This window comes from Arsukibacterium sp., assembly GCF_018402695.1.
Taxonomy (GTDB): Bacteria; Pseudomonadota; Gammaproteobacteria; order Enterobacterales; family Alteromonadaceae; genus Alishewanella.
The window spans coordinates 228,137-244,578 of record NZ_JAGYIM010000016.1 but is presented as its reverse complement, the minus strand read 5'-3'; the positions used below and the strand labels follow the sequence as shown (position 1 = coordinate 244,578).

General features: G+C 52.6%; 14 protein-coding genes. 4 read left to right on the top strand and 10 right to left on the bottom strand.

Annotated elements, in window-relative coordinates; all coding sequences use genetic code 11:
* Window positions 1-33 precede the first annotated feature (33 nt).
* Genes KG631_RS08685 through KG631_RS08675 form a run of 3 tightly spaced genes read right to left on the bottom strand, consistent with a single transcriptional unit; the run spans window position 34 to window position 4,869 of the window.
* On the bottom strand, window positions 34-1,755 hold the full coding sequence (locus tag KG631_RS08685; protein WP_301003701.1) for a FimV/HubP family polar landmark protein: 1,722 nt from the start codon (window positions 1,753-1,755) through the stop codon (window positions 34-36).
* Window positions 1,752-2,570 carry an outer membrane lipoprotein-sorting protein gene (locus KG631_RS08680; RefSeq protein ID WP_213998394.1) on the bottom strand — a complete coding sequence of 273 codons (819 nt, stop codon included), beginning with the start codon at window positions 2,568-2,570 and terminating at the stop codon, window positions 1,752-1,754. The genes KG631_RS08685 and KG631_RS08680 overlap by 4 nt, the downstream gene beginning before the upstream one ends.
* A complete protein-coding gene (locus tag KG631_RS08675) occupies window positions 2,557-4,869 on the bottom strand; it encodes an MMPL family transporter (protein ID WP_213998387.1) in 2,313 nt (770 codons plus the stop codon). Before KG631_RS08675 ends, KG631_RS08680 begins: the two co-directional genes overlap by 14 nt.
* 186 nt (window positions 4,870-5,055) lie before the next feature.
* Here KG631_RS08675 and KG631_RS08670 point away from each other — a divergent pair, with 186 nt between their 5' ends.
* Window positions 5,056-6,561 (top strand): YifB family Mg chelatase-like AAA ATPase, encoded by a 1,506-nt coding sequence (locus tag KG631_RS08670; RefSeq protein ID WP_213998379.1) that lies wholly within the window; start codon window positions 5,056-5,058, stop codon window positions 6,559-6,561.
* 137 nt (window positions 6,562-6,698) lie between these two features.
* Here KG631_RS08670 and pyrC read toward each other — a convergent pair whose 3' ends face one another.
* A complete protein-coding gene (gene pyrC, locus KG631_RS08665; RefSeq protein WP_213998371.1) occupies window positions 6,699-7,730 on the bottom strand; it encodes a dihydroorotase in 1,032 nt (343 codons plus the stop codon).
* A 223-nt stretch (window positions 7,731-7,953) separates the two neighbouring features.
* Between pyrC and KG631_RS08660 the strand changes: the two genes are divergently transcribed.
* Together KG631_RS08660 and KG631_RS08655 are read left to right on the top strand one after the other, a co-directional pair.
* Complete coding sequence (locus KG631_RS08660; RefSeq protein WP_213998365.1) at window positions 7,954-8,118, top strand: hypothetical protein; 165 nt, start codon at window positions 7,954-7,956, stop codon at window positions 8,116-8,118.
* Between the two features lie 54 nt (window positions 8,119-8,172).
* Window positions 8,173-8,847 carry a DUF3334 family protein gene (locus KG631_RS08655; protein ID WP_213998360.1) on the top strand — a complete coding sequence of 225 codons (675 nt, stop codon included), beginning with the start codon at window positions 8,173-8,175 and terminating at the stop codon, window positions 8,845-8,847.
* Window positions 8,848-8,892: 45 nt separating this feature from the next.
* Here the strand turns inward: KG631_RS08655 and KG631_RS08650 are convergent, their stop codons facing one another.
* From KG631_RS08650 to KG631_RS08630, 5 genes are all read right to left on the bottom strand, one after another.
* Window positions 8,893-10,083, bottom strand: a complete 1,191-nt coding sequence (locus KG631_RS08650; protein ID WP_301003700.1) for a multidrug effflux MFS transporter — start codon at window positions 10,081-10,083, stop codon at window positions 8,893-8,895.
* A 72-nt stretch (window positions 10,084-10,155) separates the two neighbouring features.
* Complete coding sequence (locus tag KG631_RS08645; RefSeq protein WP_213998357.1) at window positions 10,156-11,370, bottom strand: ATP-binding protein; 1,215 nt, start codon at window positions 11,368-11,370, stop codon at window positions 10,156-10,158.
* A gap of 2 nt (window positions 11,371-11,372) precedes the next feature.
* Window positions 11,373-12,062 carry a winged helix-turn-helix domain-containing protein gene (locus KG631_RS08640; RefSeq protein WP_301003699.1) on the bottom strand — a complete coding sequence of 230 codons (690 nt, stop codon included), beginning with the start codon at window positions 12,060-12,062 and terminating at the stop codon, window positions 11,373-11,375.
* Entirely contained in the window at window positions 12,062-12,454 is a 393-nt protein-coding gene (locus KG631_RS08635; protein WP_213998343.1) for a DUF3019 domain-containing protein, read from the bottom strand. The genes KG631_RS08640 and KG631_RS08635 overlap by 1 nt, the downstream gene beginning before the upstream one ends.
* Window positions 12,454-13,317: a MipA/OmpV family protein gene (locus tag KG631_RS08630; RefSeq protein WP_301003735.1), complete on the bottom strand. Its 864-nt coding sequence runs from the start codon at window positions 13,315-13,317 to the stop codon at window positions 12,454-12,456. The genes KG631_RS08635 and KG631_RS08630 overlap by 1 nt, the downstream gene beginning before the upstream one ends.
* Before the next feature lie 254 nt (window positions 13,318-13,571).
* Here KG631_RS08630 and KG631_RS08625 point away from each other — a divergent pair, with 254 nt between their 5' ends.
* Window positions 13,572-14,603 carry a LacI family DNA-binding transcriptional regulator gene (locus KG631_RS08625; protein ID WP_213998330.1) on the top strand — a complete coding sequence of 344 codons (1,032 nt, stop codon included), beginning with the start codon at window positions 13,572-13,574 and terminating at the stop codon, window positions 14,601-14,603.
* Here KG631_RS08625 and dauA read toward each other — a convergent pair.
* Complete coding sequence (dauA, locus tag KG631_RS08620; protein ID WP_213998325.1) at window positions 14,565-16,316, bottom strand: C4-dicarboxylic acid transporter DauA; 1,752 nt, start codon at window positions 16,314-16,316, stop codon at window positions 14,565-14,567. The genes KG631_RS08625 and dauA overlap by 39 nt on opposite strands.
* Between the last annotated feature and the right edge of the window lie 126 nt (window positions 16,317-16,442).

The following is a 16,442-nucleotide window of genomic DNA, read 5'->3' as shown; positions in this document are numbered from 1 at the left end:
AACTTGTTGTTGGTTTTTCAACAAAATCGGCAGTTAAAAATAATAATCGAGGCTGAGTTCGAGGTAATCGTCCTGACGCAGGTTGTAAAGTACATCACTGACCTCATTGCTCTGAAACAGCCAGGCATTGAGCCTTAACCGCAAGCTGTTGCTCAGTCGCATTGATGCTTCGAGTTTGGCACTACGGCTACTGCTGCGATCTAAGTCCTGCAACACCCCGAATAACAGCTCGCTACCGGCCACATCATTCAGCGCCAGTCGCCAGCCGACAAAGATGTCGTTCTGGCCGGTAACCGGTGCCTGCAAGCCACGGCTGTCGTATTGATATTCGGCTATCCAGCCTAAGTCCCAGCTACGGTTAAACACACCCACCCGGGTATATTCAAAGCCAGCTGTCGCCGCCGCGAACTCCTGCGGACCACTGCGCCGGTAAATGCTTTCCAGCTTCCACAGCCAGTCACCGGCAACATACTGGGTATCAATGCCAAATTGCTGCATCTGAAAATAATAAGGCTGAAGGCGCTGCATTTCAGGTTGGGCAATTAACAGCGGCTCACGGCTGTTGCCGGCAAAATAACTCAGCCCCAATTCAAGCGCACTGAAACGTTGTGACCAACGCAGGGCAAAATCGAGATTGTTGCGCTTGTCACTGGACTCATACAGCGCAATATCATGCTCGACCGGCCAGGGAGCGGTCAGCCGGCCAGCCGGATCAGCGAATAGCCGTTCGCGAAAATAAGGCAGCAGATACAGTTCCAGTGTGCCGGCATTGTTCCAGCCCTTAAAACTCAGCATAGGCTGGCCCAACCGCGTTTCCATATCAACGCCGCCAACCATATCCACCTGATTAATCACATCAACCAGCCGCTGTGATTCACTGACGCCCCAAAACACGATGTCGTTCCCGGCTTTCACTTCCCAGTTACGGCCGGCATAACGCCAGTAAGCCTGGCGTAAGTCCAGCAGATTGCTGGCGCTGTCGCGCTGCTGCCAGCGCAGAAACGGTGTTAACTGAAAACTATGAACAGCATTTTCATCCTGCCATGACCAGTCTGACAGCAAACTAAGCAACGTATGAGCCCGGGCCTGGCCCATAGTGCCGGTTTGGCCAAAATAACGTTGCTGGGCGGTTAGCTGATGTTGCTGGCGCAGACTAAAGCCGGTGTCAGGTTCGCCGGCAGATGGGCGGCTTTGCGCCGGTCTAGCAACCACTGTTCTTGCGGGTGATGGTTCAGTCACCCTTGCTGTTAAGGTAGGCGTTTGTGTCGACGCGGCGGCCCGCTCGGGCTCAACTGCCGCAGGCGTCTCGGCCGTTGTTACCGCTAATCGCCTCTTATCAGCTGCCGGCTGGCTGATGGTTGGCTCTGGCTGGATAGCCCCGGCAGCCTGCCCCCGGATGGCCTGATAATACCAGGCCCGGGCGTCAGCTGCGTTAACAGCCAGCATCTGGCTGCGGCTGGGTACCTGCAGCACTGTACCGACCCGTAATTTATTAATATCGTTATCAGCAAAGGCCGTCGGGTTTTCCTGCCAAAGTGCATACACCACCTGCGCCATACTAACAGCGTCATCCGGCCGGGCCTGCACCGCTAATCGCCACAGGGTATCGGTTTTCATGACCGGGCCAAGCTCTGCTGCCTGCAGCGAAGCGCCAGTAAGCAGCAGGGCTGTCAGTAACCCGCGGGCAATTACGCCGCTAATCCTCAGATATACCAACGTTGTTATACTTCCCCGGTTTTGGTTGCCCGCTGTCAACGCAGCCGCTCCAGTACGTTAACGTCGAAATCAGCCGCGCTGCGGCCAACATTAAACTGCAACTCTTCTACGACCAAGTCGGTACTTTTACCGGTTTGCTGGTTCTGCATCCGCAGCAGCATTGGCCGCCAGTATTTATCCAGATACAACTGATAATCACTGGCGGTCAAGGTTTTCAGCAAGCTTTGTTTTTTGTCGTAAAACTCAATCTTCTGCACCCGGTAGTGCTCTTTATCCACCCAGGCAATGGTTTTACTGTAACCGGAAAATTTATCGGCCGGGATCCGCTCAATCACGTAACACATTACGCCATTTACTTCTTCGTCGCGTAAATACCGAAACTGATATTTGGCCAGTTCAAAGGACGACATATCTTCATAGGCAAACTCACTGGCCATAAAAGGCCCGGATTTATTGCGGCTGGCAATGCGCCGGGTCCGGTTTATCGCCGGTAAATATAGCCACTGGTCGTCTTCGGCCGTAGGGTGGGAATGGCTTAAAAAGGCTGAGCCCCGAACATCCCGTGGCTCATCAAAAATAATCAGCGATTTATCACCATCGTCTGTTACTTCCAGCGCCAGCGTGCGCATCCGCCGGATACTTTCATTGCCGCTGGCATCGCGCAGTACCATCAGTACTTTGCTTTCGCTGTCACCCCAGCCGGTATCACGCTGTTTCTGCTCAGTGGCAATTTGCAGGCCTTTTTCCCGGCTTGCGACAATTTCTGCGTCAGTATCAGCGGCTACCGGCATCCCAAGCAGCAGGCCGACAGCCAGCATCAATATGGCCGGGCGGCTGGTTTTAAACTGTGGCATCTGTTTTATACTCCTTTGCATCAAATTTTAGCAGGCAGGCCGGCAGATAAAGAAAATCAATAATCAGAGCAACCAGGATCACCAGCGCTGTTAGCATGCCCATATCAGAGTTCAGCCGAAAACCAGAGAGCATTAATACCGCAAAACCGGTTACCAATACCACTGTCGTGATCCATAAGGCCCGCCCGACTGTGGTAAAAGCATAGCGTATTGCCTGCTCAGTTGCCTGCCCTTCCAGCCTGGCGGCCCGGTATTTACTGAGAAAGTGCACCGTATCATCAACAATAATGCCCAAGCTCATCCCGGCAACAACCGACAGCGCCAGGTTAATTTCACCACTTAGCAGCCCCCATAACCCAAATGCCACCAATGCCGGAGTAATATTCGGAATAAGGCTTAATAGCCCGAGCCGCCACGACCGTAAACTAAATACCAGTAGCAAGGATATCAGCAACAGCGCCAGTGGCAGCGTTTGCAACATCGACGCCATATTGCGCTCGCCAATATGGGCAAACATCAGCGCAGTGCTGGCAGCGCTGGCGGAGTAAACGCTGGCATGTTCGGCCAGGTAAGCCAACGCCCGGCTCTCGAAGGCGGTAAGCTGTTTACTGCCGAGGTTTTGCAGGCTGACTGCTATTCGGGTAGCACTTTTATCCAGATTCAGCTGGTTGTTTAAATCCAGGCCAAACGGCAGCGACATTTCGTACATCAACAGATACTGCGCAGCCTGCTGCTGAGTATCAGGCAAACGGTAGTATGCCGGGTCGTCCTGATGCATATTTTTATTTAGCCGCTTCATGGTGTCAGTAATGCTGTTAACGTGTTGTACTTCCGGCTGACTTTGCAGCCACTGGGTAAACCCTGCCACAGCGGTCAAAAACTCAGGCTGGTTAACCTCGCTGGCTTCATCACCGGCGATAACAAAATCAACCGTAGTGGCGCCGGTCAGGTTTTGCTCCAGAAAATCATTGGCCTGGCGAAACTCAGTATCGGGCGCGAAATATTTTACCGCTTCATCGTTAATACTGTTCAGGCTGATTAGCGAACTGCAGGCTATGATCAGCACCGTCATGCCCCAGAATAATGGCCGGTGCCGGCGGATCACCATATTGGCCAGCCAAAGCATGGTTTTGTCGGCACTGCCGGCTGCACTGTCCTTTTGCTGGCCGGCACTGACCGGCAAAAACAACAGCAATGCCGGCAGCAATACCAGGCTGAACAGACAAGCCAGCATTACGCCTACCGCTGTCATATTGCCTAAATCCCGCAATATGGGTACATCAGAAAAATTCAGGGTTAAAAAACCAATGGCTGTGGTGGCACTGGTAATAAATACCGGCATGATATTGCGCTTCAAGCTGTATTGTATGGCCTGGAGCCGGCTGTCACCCCGGCGCAGGGCAAATTGCATTGAGGCAATCAGGTGCACGGAATCCGCTACTGCCAGGGTCATCAGAATGGTCGGCACGTTGACGGTGGCGGTACTTAAAAACAGACCCGCCCACCCCGCCAGCCCCAGGGTACTGACGACAGTCACTACGATAATTACCAGGGTGGCCACTGACGCCAGTACTGAACGCAGTAACCAGGCCAGCATCAGTAAAATGGCGGCAAACATAACCGGAATAAGGGTTTTAACGTCGTTCTCGGCCTCATAAGCGAAAGCGTGATTCATCGCCACGACGCCACTGACATAAAACTCAGTATCCGGCTGCGACGCTTTAAAAGTGTCCAGCATGGCAGAGATAGCCTGCCACACTTCTTTTACTTCCTGCTGCAGGTTCTGTTCGGGTAGCTGCAGGGTAATATTAATCGCGGTAACGGTTCCGTCCCGGGATACCAGGCGCTGCACCAGCACCGGCTCGTTTAACGCCACTTGCGCTATCTTGTTAAGTTCAGAGCCGGTAAGTTCTAGTTCTTCAGCAACCAGATCGGCAACCCATAAGTCATCATCTATCGCTTCGGTGTGCTGATAATTACTCAGCGAATCCACCCGGATAGAGTAGGGCGTCTGCCAGGCTGCCTCGGTTAACTGCCGCACCAGACTCAGGGTCTGTGCGCTGAACACCTGCTTTGAAGCCGGTGCGATGGCAATCAGAATATTGTCACTTTTATTAAACTGTTGCTGCATTTGCTCAAATGCCAGCAACTGCGGATTATCGTCCGTAAAGAAGATCCGGTAGTCACCGCGGAAATACAGCTTACCGATGCCAAGGCCACTGCCAATAATAAGCAGCAGACTTAACACCATGATAAGTCTGGGATAAGCCAGAATATGCTGTAGCCAGCGCTGAATCATCTGTCGCTACCTCAGGTTGAAGTTAATGGCGTACCGGTTCGCCTCTCAGCTTAGCAGGCAATTGGCAACACAGGGAATAACCACCTGTATTGATATTGCTTTTATCCGCTGCCGCTTTACCAACTTGCAATAAATTAACATTATGCTAAACATAATGCAGTATTCGCGTAAAGTGTTGGAGACAGGATGTCACTTGCTGTGGTTTACAGCCGGGCCCGCCATGGTCTGGATGCCCCGCTGGTTACCGTTGAAGTGCATATCAGCAACGGCCTACCCGCTTTTCAATTAGTCGGTTTACCTGAAACCTCGGTTAAAGAGTCGCGCGACCGGGTGCGCAGTGCCATGGTCAACAGTGGCTTTGCCTTTCCGGACCGCAAGATCACCGTTAACTTAGCGCCGGCCGACCTGCCCAAAGAAGGCGGCCGCTTTGACTTACCGATAGCGCTGGGCATTATTGTCGCCAGTGGCCAGTTAAATGAACACAGCACAGGTGATTACGAATTTTATGGTGAGCTGGCGTTGTCGGGTGAAATACGGCCTATATTGGGTGAAATTCCGGTAGCAGTAGCCTGTCGTGACGCCGGCCGTGCCGCGCTGATGCCGATGTTAAATGCCCAACAGGCACAACAGGTGCCCAACGCAAATGTGCATGGCGCCGAGCATTTGTTGCAGGTACATAGCTTTTTACTGGCGCAACAGGCGCTGCCAGCCATTCCACCGCTGCCCGAGCGGCCGGTGCAACATATGCCGGATTTAGCCGATGTTCGTGGCCAGGGCCATGCCAAGCGGGTACTGGAAATTGCCGCCGCCGGTGAACACAATATGCTGATGCTGGGCCCGGCCGGCACCGGTAAGTCAATGCTGGCACAGCGGCTGCCCGGCATTTTACCGGCGTTAACTGAGCAGGAAGCGCTGGCGACTGCCGCCATTTATTCGATTGCCGGCTTACAACGCAACCTGACCGACTGGCAACAGCGGCCATTTCGCAGCCCGCACCATACCAGCTCGGCCGTGGCGTTAGTCGGTGGCGGTTCAGTACCGCGTCCCGGTGAAATTTCGCTGGCGCACCACGGTATTCTGTTTTTAGACGAATTACCGGAATTTCCGCGTAAGGTATTGGATGTGCTACGTGAACCGCTGGAAACCGGCATTGTTCATATATCCCGGGCCGCCCGTCAGGCCGAGTTTCCGGCCCAGTTTCAGTTGGTGGCGGCGCTTAACCCGAGCCCGACCGGTCACCATGAAGATGGCCGCGCTACGCCCGAGCAGGTCATGCGCTATTTAAACCGCTTATCGGGGCCTTTTATTGACCGGATAGAGTTACAGATTGAAGTACCGTTGTTGCCCAAGGGAATGCTTAGCCAGCAGCATAGTTCAGAAGAAAGCAGTGCCAGGGTTAAACAACGGGTGGTCGCCGCCCGCGACATGCAGCTGGCACGCCAGGGCAAAGCGAATGCCCGGCTAAGTGGTAGTGAAATTGCTGATTTTTGCCCGTTAAAACAAGATGATGCCCGTTTTCTGGAAGATACCATTCACCGCTTTAAGCTGTCAGCCCGTACTTATCACAAAATTATTAAAGTCGCCCGCACCATTGCCGATTTGCAGCAGCAACCGCAGATCAGCCGCGCCCACCTGATGGAAGCGCTCAGCTACCGCGCGCTGGAGCGGCTGCTGAGTTACTTGAAAAACTAGTTCGATTAGCAGGGAGCCAGCAATCGGTTTGCTCACATCAACACGCCGTAAATACATCCCTGTAGGCTCGATTCGGCCATCCAGGCCTGCAACGGTTGACTTAGAGCAAGCCGACTACTGTCTTTGATAACTCAGCGTTATACCAGTTTCCAGTTAAGGGTTTCACCGGCATAAAACGGCACTATCGGCAGGCCGTTTGGCAGGGTAATCTCCTTTGGTACCTGCCATTGCTGTTGTTGCAGGGTTACCGTGCCGCTGTTGCGTGGCAGGCCATAAAAGTCGGCGCCGTAATGGCTGGCAAAGCCTTCCAGCTTATCCAGACAACCGAGCTCGTCAAATACCTGAGCATACAGCTCTATCGCGCTGTGCGCGCTGTAGCAACCGGCACAGCCGCAGGCGGATTCTTTGCGATGCTTCTCGTGCGGCGCTGAATCGGTACCGAGAAAAAACTTGGCTGAGCCACTGGCCACGGCTGCGCGCAGTGCCTGCTGATGAGTGCGGCGCTTGAGTACCGGCAAGCAGTAATTGTGCGGCCGCACCCCACCCACCAGTAAATCGTTGCGGTTCAATAGTAAATGCTGCGGGGTAATGGTGGCGGCGACATTGCTACCCGCCTCGCTGACAAAACTGGCGGCATCGGCAGTGGTAATGTGTTCAAACACCACTTTTAACTCAGGCAATCGCGCCACTATATGCTGCAGGTAGCGGTCGATAAACACCTTTTCCCGATCGAAAATATCGATATCGTGATCGGTCACTTCACCATGCACCAGCAGCAACATGCCCTGCTCAGCCATCACTTCAAATACCGGATATAACGAGTCCAGCGCGCTTACTGCTGCGCTGGAATTAGTGGTCGCACCGGCCGGATACAGCTTGGCGGCAACCACCCCGGCGGCTTTAGCATCGATAATCTGCTGGCGGCTGGTTTTATCGGTTAAAAACAGAGTTAACAGTGGCTGAAAGTCGCTACCGGCTGGCCGGGCAGCCAGAATACGCTCACGGTAGGCCACTGCCATCTCTGCAGTGGTAACCGGCGGCACTAAGTTGGGCATCACAATAGCACGGGCAAACTGACGGGCCGTGGCTGGCACCGTTTCCAGCAACATATCACCATCACGAAAATGCAAATGCCAGTCGTCGGGGGTTTGAATAGTTAATTGGCTCATCAGCAGCTCCGGGCAGGTCAGAAAATATAGCCGCCATAATAGCAAGGAATCCGCTGCGGTGAAATCGAGCAGCGCCGGAAATAGCAGGCCTGGTGTTCTTTTAACTTAGCGGTGTCTGTTTTAATTTGGCTGTATGGTTTTAACCGGCCACTGCAGTTTGCTACACTGCACAGGGTTAGCAGGACAGCCTCCGCTGGGGCTGTCCGAAACAGGAGCAAACACCATGTCTGACTTTGATTTTGATCAGGATTTTGATTTAAACAACCTCGATTTTGACGGTGCAGAGGCCGCCCTCGCCAAACAGCAAGCCGAAGCCGAAGCAAAGGCTGCTGAGCCGCAGTTCGGTGACGACGATGACGAATGCAGCGGCGGCGCCTGTAAAATTTAGCGTTAACTGCAGATAAGGGCTTATACTGTCAGAAAATAACCCATGGAAGACAGTATGAAAAAAACCCGTATTATTACTACAGATGACATCCTGCTAACCCTGTGTCAGGCCGTAAATGGCGTGCTGGCCGCTGCCGGCAATCCGGCCATCAGCCATTCACCGATGGTCCAGAAAATTCAGAAAACCTGTCTGCGGCCCGACCTGGGTTGCTTCGTATTATTTGACGGCGGCTTCTCCGGGCTGGTTATTATCAATTTCACGGCACCGGCTGCACTGGAAATTTATCGCAAGTACATGATGAGCATGGGCATGCCGGAGAATGAGCTGGCCCACTTTCATACCTCTGATGAGGTCGGTAACGTGATGGGTGAGCTGATGAACCAGATTGTCGGTGATTTTACCAACAAAGTACGTCAGGATTTACACACCTCAATTAACCAAAGCCAGCCGAAAATGATGGCCATCAATAAGCAGGTGCAAATTCTGATCAATACGCAGCTTGATCAGCCGCAGGCCCGTCGCGTTACCTTCAGCACCCCGGAACATAATATTTTTTATATGGAGCTGGCGATGGATAAAACCGAGTTTATTCAATTGCAGGAATTTGAACGCAGCGAGCAGGAGAACCCGGACGACATTCTGGCCAATGCCCAACAATACCGGCAGGAAAATACCGTCGATATCGAACCGGAAGTTGACGACGACTTTCTGAAAAACCTCGGCTTCTGAGCCAACCTTGCGCCGGGCTGCCGAACGGCCAAGCCTGGCTCCGGCCTAAGCAGCGGCGGATGAACCGGAATGGGCTAACTGGCGCCATAGCTGGCTTAAACCAATTGCCAGCACACCAGATAGCATCAGCAACGAGAACGGCAGCGCATCGCCGGTATAAAACCACGCCAGCAAGGGCCCGGCCAGCGCACCACTACCAAACCGCAAAGTACCGATAACGGCAGTAGCCGTGCCACTATTATGTGGAAACTGCATAATAATCATTGCATCGGCATTGGTGGCCATTAAACCCAGGCTGGCCATTAAGGGTGCTATGGTAAAGACGGTATACCAGAGACCCAACCCGAAATAATTAAAGCCACATAACAGACTGGCACAACACAGCGCCACTACTAAGCCACAGCGTAACATGCGCTGCGGCCCAAAACGTACTACCAGCCGGCTGTTCAGCAGGTTGGCACTCATCAGCGCCAACACATTAAACCCAAACAGCAGGGCAAACATTTGCTCGCTGACCCCAAAATAGCCGATATAAACAAAAGATACAGCGGTTAAAAAACAGAAAAAGGCAAAGGAGGCAAACATCGAGCTGGCAATATCCGGCCAGGCCGCTTTATGCCGGAACACTTTGATATAACCGCTGAAAAAAGCAGGTCGCGGCTGCGCACTGTCGCGGCTGATCTCGGGCAGAAATCGCCAGCAAAAAACCAGCACCACAGCGCCATAGATGGCCAGAAACAAAAAAATGGCCTGCCAGCTGGCCAGCCAGATGATGCCACTGCCCATCGCCGGCGCTACCAGCGGTGCCAGCATCATTATCATCGATACATATGACATGCCTTTGGCAGTATGTTGCTGATACAAATGACGGATAATGCCCGGCACCACCACTGATGCCGCAGCACCCGCCAATGCCTGCAATGCCCGCCAGCCCAGAAACCATTCAATGCTGTCTACCAGATGTAAGGCAACACTGGCCAGAATAAAGCCGGCTAACCCGCACACTGCCAGGGGCCGGCGGCCCAACATATCAGCCAGTGGCCCGAACAGCAGCATGCCAATACCATAAGCGGCCAGAAAAATACTCAATGACTGCTGCACCAGTCCAATATTAGTTTCCAGCTCGGCCGCCATCATCGGCATAGCAGGCAGGTACATATCAATTGCCAGCGGGGTGGTGGCAACCACTGCTGCCAGTAACATCAGCAGCCAGACAGAAGGCTCGGAACTACGCATTACAGGTACTCATATTGGGGGCATGTATTTTAGCCGATTATGCTTTAACGGCGAAACATTCAAATAAAAAACTTAGCTTAGCGGCAGTAACAGCTGCAGGCTGGCACCGCCAAAGGCGCTGTCGCTGATAATCAGCTTACCCTGGTGCCAATGCACTATTCGTAGGACAATAGCGAGGCCCAGACCAAAGCCGCCCTCTTCGCGGTTGCGGCTTTGTTCCAGCCGGTGGAAAGGTTTCAGTACTTCTGCCCGTCGCTCTGGCGCAATACCGGGACCATCATCATTGACGCTGATGCGCCAGCAGCCGTGCTGACTTTTCAGATCAATGACAATTTTCTGTCTGGCATAACGCTTAGCATTAACCAGTAAATTCTGAATGGCCCGCTCCAGATAGTGGGCGTCACAATAAAACATGGCTTCAGCTGGCAACTGCAATTCAATCGCCGCGCCCGGCAGCGGCGCCAGCTTCTCGGCAACGTTATTAATAAGTTCTGTTAAATCAACTTGCTGCTTTTTCAGATTAAGCTGATGGCTTTGTAATTTGGCGTAATCGAGCATTTCATCGACAAGTTGTTGCAGTTCCCGCACGTCCTGCAACATCAACTGCTTATCATTATCCGGCAGCTGCGCTGCCATTTCCAGCGCAAATTTCAGCCGGGCAATGGGGGTGCGCAGTTCATGCGACACGGCATGGGTCATCTCCCGCTGCAACTCCAGCAATGAAATAATTTGCTGGCTCATTTGCTGGAAACTGTCCGCAATCGGGGCAATAAAGGAGCGGGCCGGTAACTGCAATTCGGCCGGCTGGCCTTTACCAAAGCGCTGCAGCCCTTGTTGCAAAAAACGAATATCCCGTGCCACCGGCCACAACCATAGCGCCACGGCAACCGCCAGTAAGCTGAAAAACAAAATACTGAACCAGTCAAAACCCGAGCGTTCATTTAACTGCAACGGGCCCACCAGCCATAACTGTTCATCGCGCAGGCCGTAAAAAAACACGCTGTTATCCTGAAATAGCGGTAGCAGGTGGTTTTGCTGTAACAGCTGCCACTCATCAGGCTGCCAGCTGACACTATCGAGCGGCACCGCCTGATAGGGCAAACCCAGATGACTGGACCACTGCGCCTCCGGCAGGCGCATTACCAGCGCCATTTGCTCGGCAAGGGTATCAACCAGGGCCGGTGGCTGATCCCCCTGGGCATATTGCCAAAGCTGATCAACCGCCCAACCGAGGCCAACAAGTACCAAAAATAAAAACAGATAAAAGTGCAGAAACAGACGATGCATAGTTACCAGGCATCAGCGACAAACAAATAGCCTTTACCCCAGACCGTTTTAATCCGGAATGGCACCTCGGCATTGTCACCCAGCTTGCGCCTTAAATGCGATACCCGCACATCAACGGTGCGATCAAGGCCATCATATTCACGACCAATAATTTGCTGATGAATAGCTTCACGCTTGACGGTCTGGCCGGCATGACGGGCCAGCATCCACAACAAATCGAATTCATAACTGGTTAAATCGACCAGATTATTGTCAAACCAGGCTTCGCGTGAACGCTGTTTCAGCAGTAAACGACCAAATGCCAGCTCTTGCTGCTCGGCTTGCGGGCTAACCTGCGTCCGGCGCAGCAAAGCATTGATCCGCGCTAACAGCACCCGCGGTTCGACCGGTTTAATAACATAGTCATCGGCCCCCAGCTCCAGCCCCAATACCTGATCAATATCACTTTGTTTGGCAGTGAGCATTAATACCGGGCCCTTAAACCAGGGCCGGATTTGCCGGCAAACCCCAAAACCATCCAGCCCGGGCAGCATTAAATCCAGCACAATTAAATCAGGCTGAAATTGTTTGCACTGCTCAGCCACCAGGTCACCCCTGCTTTGCTGCTGCACAGTAAAACCATGCTGTACCAGAAAACTCTGTACCAACCCGGCAAGCCGGGCATCATCTTCCACCAACAGAATCTTGGCCATTAAAAAATACTCCATGCGCCGGAGATACGGCGACGTTTTGCCGGTTGCCGGCTTAACACCTGTAACTCAGTACTTAACAATACCTGTTGTTGCTGGCGTAAGCTCAGCCAGCCCCGTTGCCAGTTAACCTGCTGACGCCATTGGCCACTGGTTGCTTCCTGCCAGCAGCGCTCCGCCTGTTCAGCCAGATATAAACACACTGTTCTGGGGGTATCACTGAACCAAATTACCCGTAGCTCGGCTTCACAGCCCTGTTCGAGTTTATCGGCAACACAGACAATTGGGCTGACCTGCCAGCACAAAGGCTCAGCACACTGGTCGGCCGCGCGCTCAGCCTGACTGCTCAGTGATACAGTCAGCAGCAGGGCCAGACAACATTGTACCCGCCACATCAGAAAAACCGGTAACTAACGCCACCAAACCAGGTTGTGACGTGGTCAGAGCGCACCAGAGCGCTGTCAGTCATAGCGCTGTCCAGCTGTAAATATCGAAGGAATACCAACACACTCAACCGTTCTGTTAATGGTTTGTTCCAGTTTAACCGAAGTTCTGCCTGCCAGCTATCCCGCCCCTGATATTCCTGACCCGGCGGCACCTCCAGCGCTGTTAAACCATAATAGGTGTCGATTAACTGAGCACTTTTCCAATGGAGATGCGCTGACACCTGCCATTTGCCATACGGGCTTTGCCAACTGCGGCGGGCGCCTAAGCTGGCATACTGGCCATGATGCTGCCGGCTGGCATCGGTCCAGTAAGCCAGTTGCCACATAGTGCCATGACTAACCGTATCTAATTGCAAGCCAACGTCAAAAGCAGTAGGCCGCTTACTGACCTCACTGACCGCCACCTGAAACGGCGCCTGCCGATCCATACTCGTGCTGAACTGAGGCATGGTTAACGTATTGGCTTCAAATTGCAGTAAGTTACCGCTAAACCATTGCTGAAAATAACCTTTTTCCTGATTCAGCTGGCCAATAATACTCAGTTGAGTGGTCTCAGTCAGGGCAACACTGCTGCCCAACCGGCCATTGTCAAAAAACCAGTATTTACTGTAGTAATAAATTTCCGGCAACAACACCAGGTTAAGTTTTTTGCCACCATGCAACGGATTACTGCGCTGGCCATAGCCCAATGCCCAGCTTAAATAAAGTTGCTGTTCGTTGATACAGTCGTCGCCCTGACAGTTCGGTGTGCTGGCACTTGTGGCGAAGCTACAAAGCAACAGGCTGACTAATAACAGAATTTTAAACGACATTTTCGACACAACAACTTACCTGATAACAGTGACTATTTAGTTTAGCAAGCAGCAGGCCCAGGCCGAAACAGAAATAACATAGTTTCACAAATTATCCGCAATGCTGATAGCCGGCATGGCTAAATCGGATACTGACACCGAAATTGAATCTACTGCCGAATCCATCTATGATGAGCGGACTATAATTATAAACGCGCTGATCAGATTGCTGCAGTTAACTGCAGGGCTGCACCGCTGTAACAGCAGAGCACACGATGAAAGACAAAGCGACATCCTTTGATATTGCCTATTTAGCCGGGGTATCTCAATCCACAGTGTCCCGGGCTCTGCGCAACAGCCCGCAAGTTAATAAAGAAACCCGCGAGCGGGTGCATGCCATTGCTAAACAACTTAATTATAAAGTGGATAAAAATGCCAGCAATTTGCGCAAACAGCGCAGCAGTACCCTGGCGCTGCTCTTGTTTGAAGACCCGACCTCTGATGAATCGCTGATTAACCCGTTTTTTTTATCAATGCTGGGCAGCATTACCCGGGCCTGTGCCAAACGGGGCCAGGACTTGCTGGTTTCATTCCAGCAACTGAGTGATGACTGGCATGCCGATTACGAAGACAGCAATAAAGCCGATGGCATTATTTTGCTGGGCTACGGCGATTATGTCGACTATGAAGAAAAGCTGGAAAAACTGTTAGCCCAGCAAACCCATTTTGTCTGCTGGGGCGCTGAAGTGCACGACCATCCCGAGTCAACAATTCGCAGCAATAACCGTGAAGGTGGCCGGCTGGCCGGCGAGCATTTGCTGGCTAATGGCTATAAAAATTTTGCCTTTGTCGGCAATGCGTCTGAGCACAGCCCGGAATTTTTTGAACGCTACCAGGGATTTACTGATGCGCTGCACGCAGCGGGTATTCAGCCAGCCGATATTGCTCAGTGCGATGCCATTTCTACCGAGAATGCCGGTGACCATGCTATCCGCCAAATTATTCGCCAGGGTAAGCCGATAGATGCGGTGTTTTGTGCCAGCGATATTATCGCTATTGGTGTGATGCGGGCCCTGCACCAGCTGGGCTACCGCATTCCGGCAGATATAGCGGTAATGGGCTTTGACGATATTCCGGTAGCATCCTTTGCTACCCCGGCGCTTAGCACCATTCAGCAGGACACCTCGCTGGCAGGGGAGATGCTGGTCGATAACCTGCTACGGCTAATTAATAATGAAGCCATTGTCAGCACCCATATTCAGCCGAAACTAATTATCCGCCAGTCCTGTGGTAGTCGCCGAGCTTGATGCCAGTGCATCTAATGCTTCTTTTAAGCTGGGGTAAAAGCGCAACCTGCCGGCTACCGGTTTAACACCGGCTCTGGCCAGGGTGCGTAACGGCTGAAACTGGAGATCGGCAATCACCAACTCGGTCTGGTTTTTAATACTTTGACTAATCAGCTTGTTCAATGCTGCCAGGCCACCCGCATCCAGCACAGTAACACCATCCATATACAAAACGATGCCGCGACATTGCCTGGTTACGCTGGCGATATCAGCAAAAATCCGCTCCGCTGCCGCAAAGAACAGCGGACCATTAATTTTCAGTACTTTCCAGCCCGCTGGCAGTTCAATATCAACCAGCTTTTTATGCTGGCTGATATCTGTCACTTTGGTCATCTCGGCAATATCTTTAACAAACAGTACTGCAGCCAGCAAAATCCCAACCGTGATAGCAATCACCATATCCAGCAGCACGGTCAGCGAAAAACAACTAAGGAACACCAGTATATCGCTGCGCGGTGCCGTTTTTAACAAATGCAGTGCCTTGGGCGCTTCGCTCATATTCCAGGCCACCATTAACAATAATGCAGCCAGCGCCGCCATCGGCACATAAGACAGCAGCTGAGCCAACAGCACCAGTGCCAGCAAGATCACCAGGCAATGCACCATGGCGGCTACCGGGCTTTGCGCACCGGCTTTAAAGTTAGCGGCCGAACGGGCCAGCGCAGCCGTCGCGGTAATGCCACCGAAAAATGGGGTAATAATATTGCCCAGGCCCTGGCCTAATAATTCACTATTGGCGCTGTGGCGCCGGCCCGACATGCCATCCAACACCACGGCACAAAGCAAAGACTCAATAGCGCCCAGCATGGCCATGGCAAAGGCGGCGCCGAGTAAGTCTTTAACCAGCTGCCAGCTAAAACCCAGCAACTCGCCGGCCGGGCCAGGACGTAACCAGGGCCAGTCAAAATAAGGTAAGTAGGGTGGAATGCCATTGCCGCTACTGCCGTCGGGCAAGCTGTAGCTGAAGCGGGAACCAATAGTGTCCAGTTCAGCACCCGAACTTAATAAAAACAGCGCCAGCAGGGTACCAATAAACAATGCCGGTAAATGTGCCGGTACCGGTGTTTTCAATTTTGGCCATAGCAGCATCACCGCCAGGGTTAACCCCGCGACCAGCACACTCGGCCAGGCAGCCTGCGGCAGTTGTTGCAGCAGTACTGCAATTTTCTCTATGTAGTGTTCTGGCAAGGCGCTGAGGCTCAGGCCAAAAAAATCTTTAATTTGTAAGGTGGCAATTACTACCGCGATGCCGCTGGTAAATCCCAGGGTTACCGCTTCGGGAATATACTCGATTAAACGACCCAGCCGCATTGCGGCCATTAATAGCAGGATCCCCCCCGATAACACGGTGGCCATCAGCAAACCACTTAAGCCATATTTCAGCGCAACCGGATATAAAATAACCACAAAAGCCGCAGTGGGGCCGGAAATGCTGTAACGAGAGCCACCGGTTAAGGCGATAACAAAGCCGGCAATTATCGCGGTGTATAAGCCGTATTGCGGCGCCACCCCTGAGGCAATCGCTAACGCCATGGCCAGCGGAATAGCAATAATGCCAACCGTAATGCCGGCCAGCAGGTCTTTACTGAGTTTACTGAGGTTATACCCTTCAGCCAGCGCCTCGCGCAGCGCATGGCCTATACGCAGGGAAAATAGGTGAGACCGGTAAGACACCACAACTCCGCCAAAGCAGAACAGTTGCTATCAGTTTAGCAAGCGCCAAGGCTGACCGGTATGCGCTATTAGTCTGAGTTGCAAAGAAAAACCGCCGCTATCACTTAGCCGGCGGTTATAGCACAA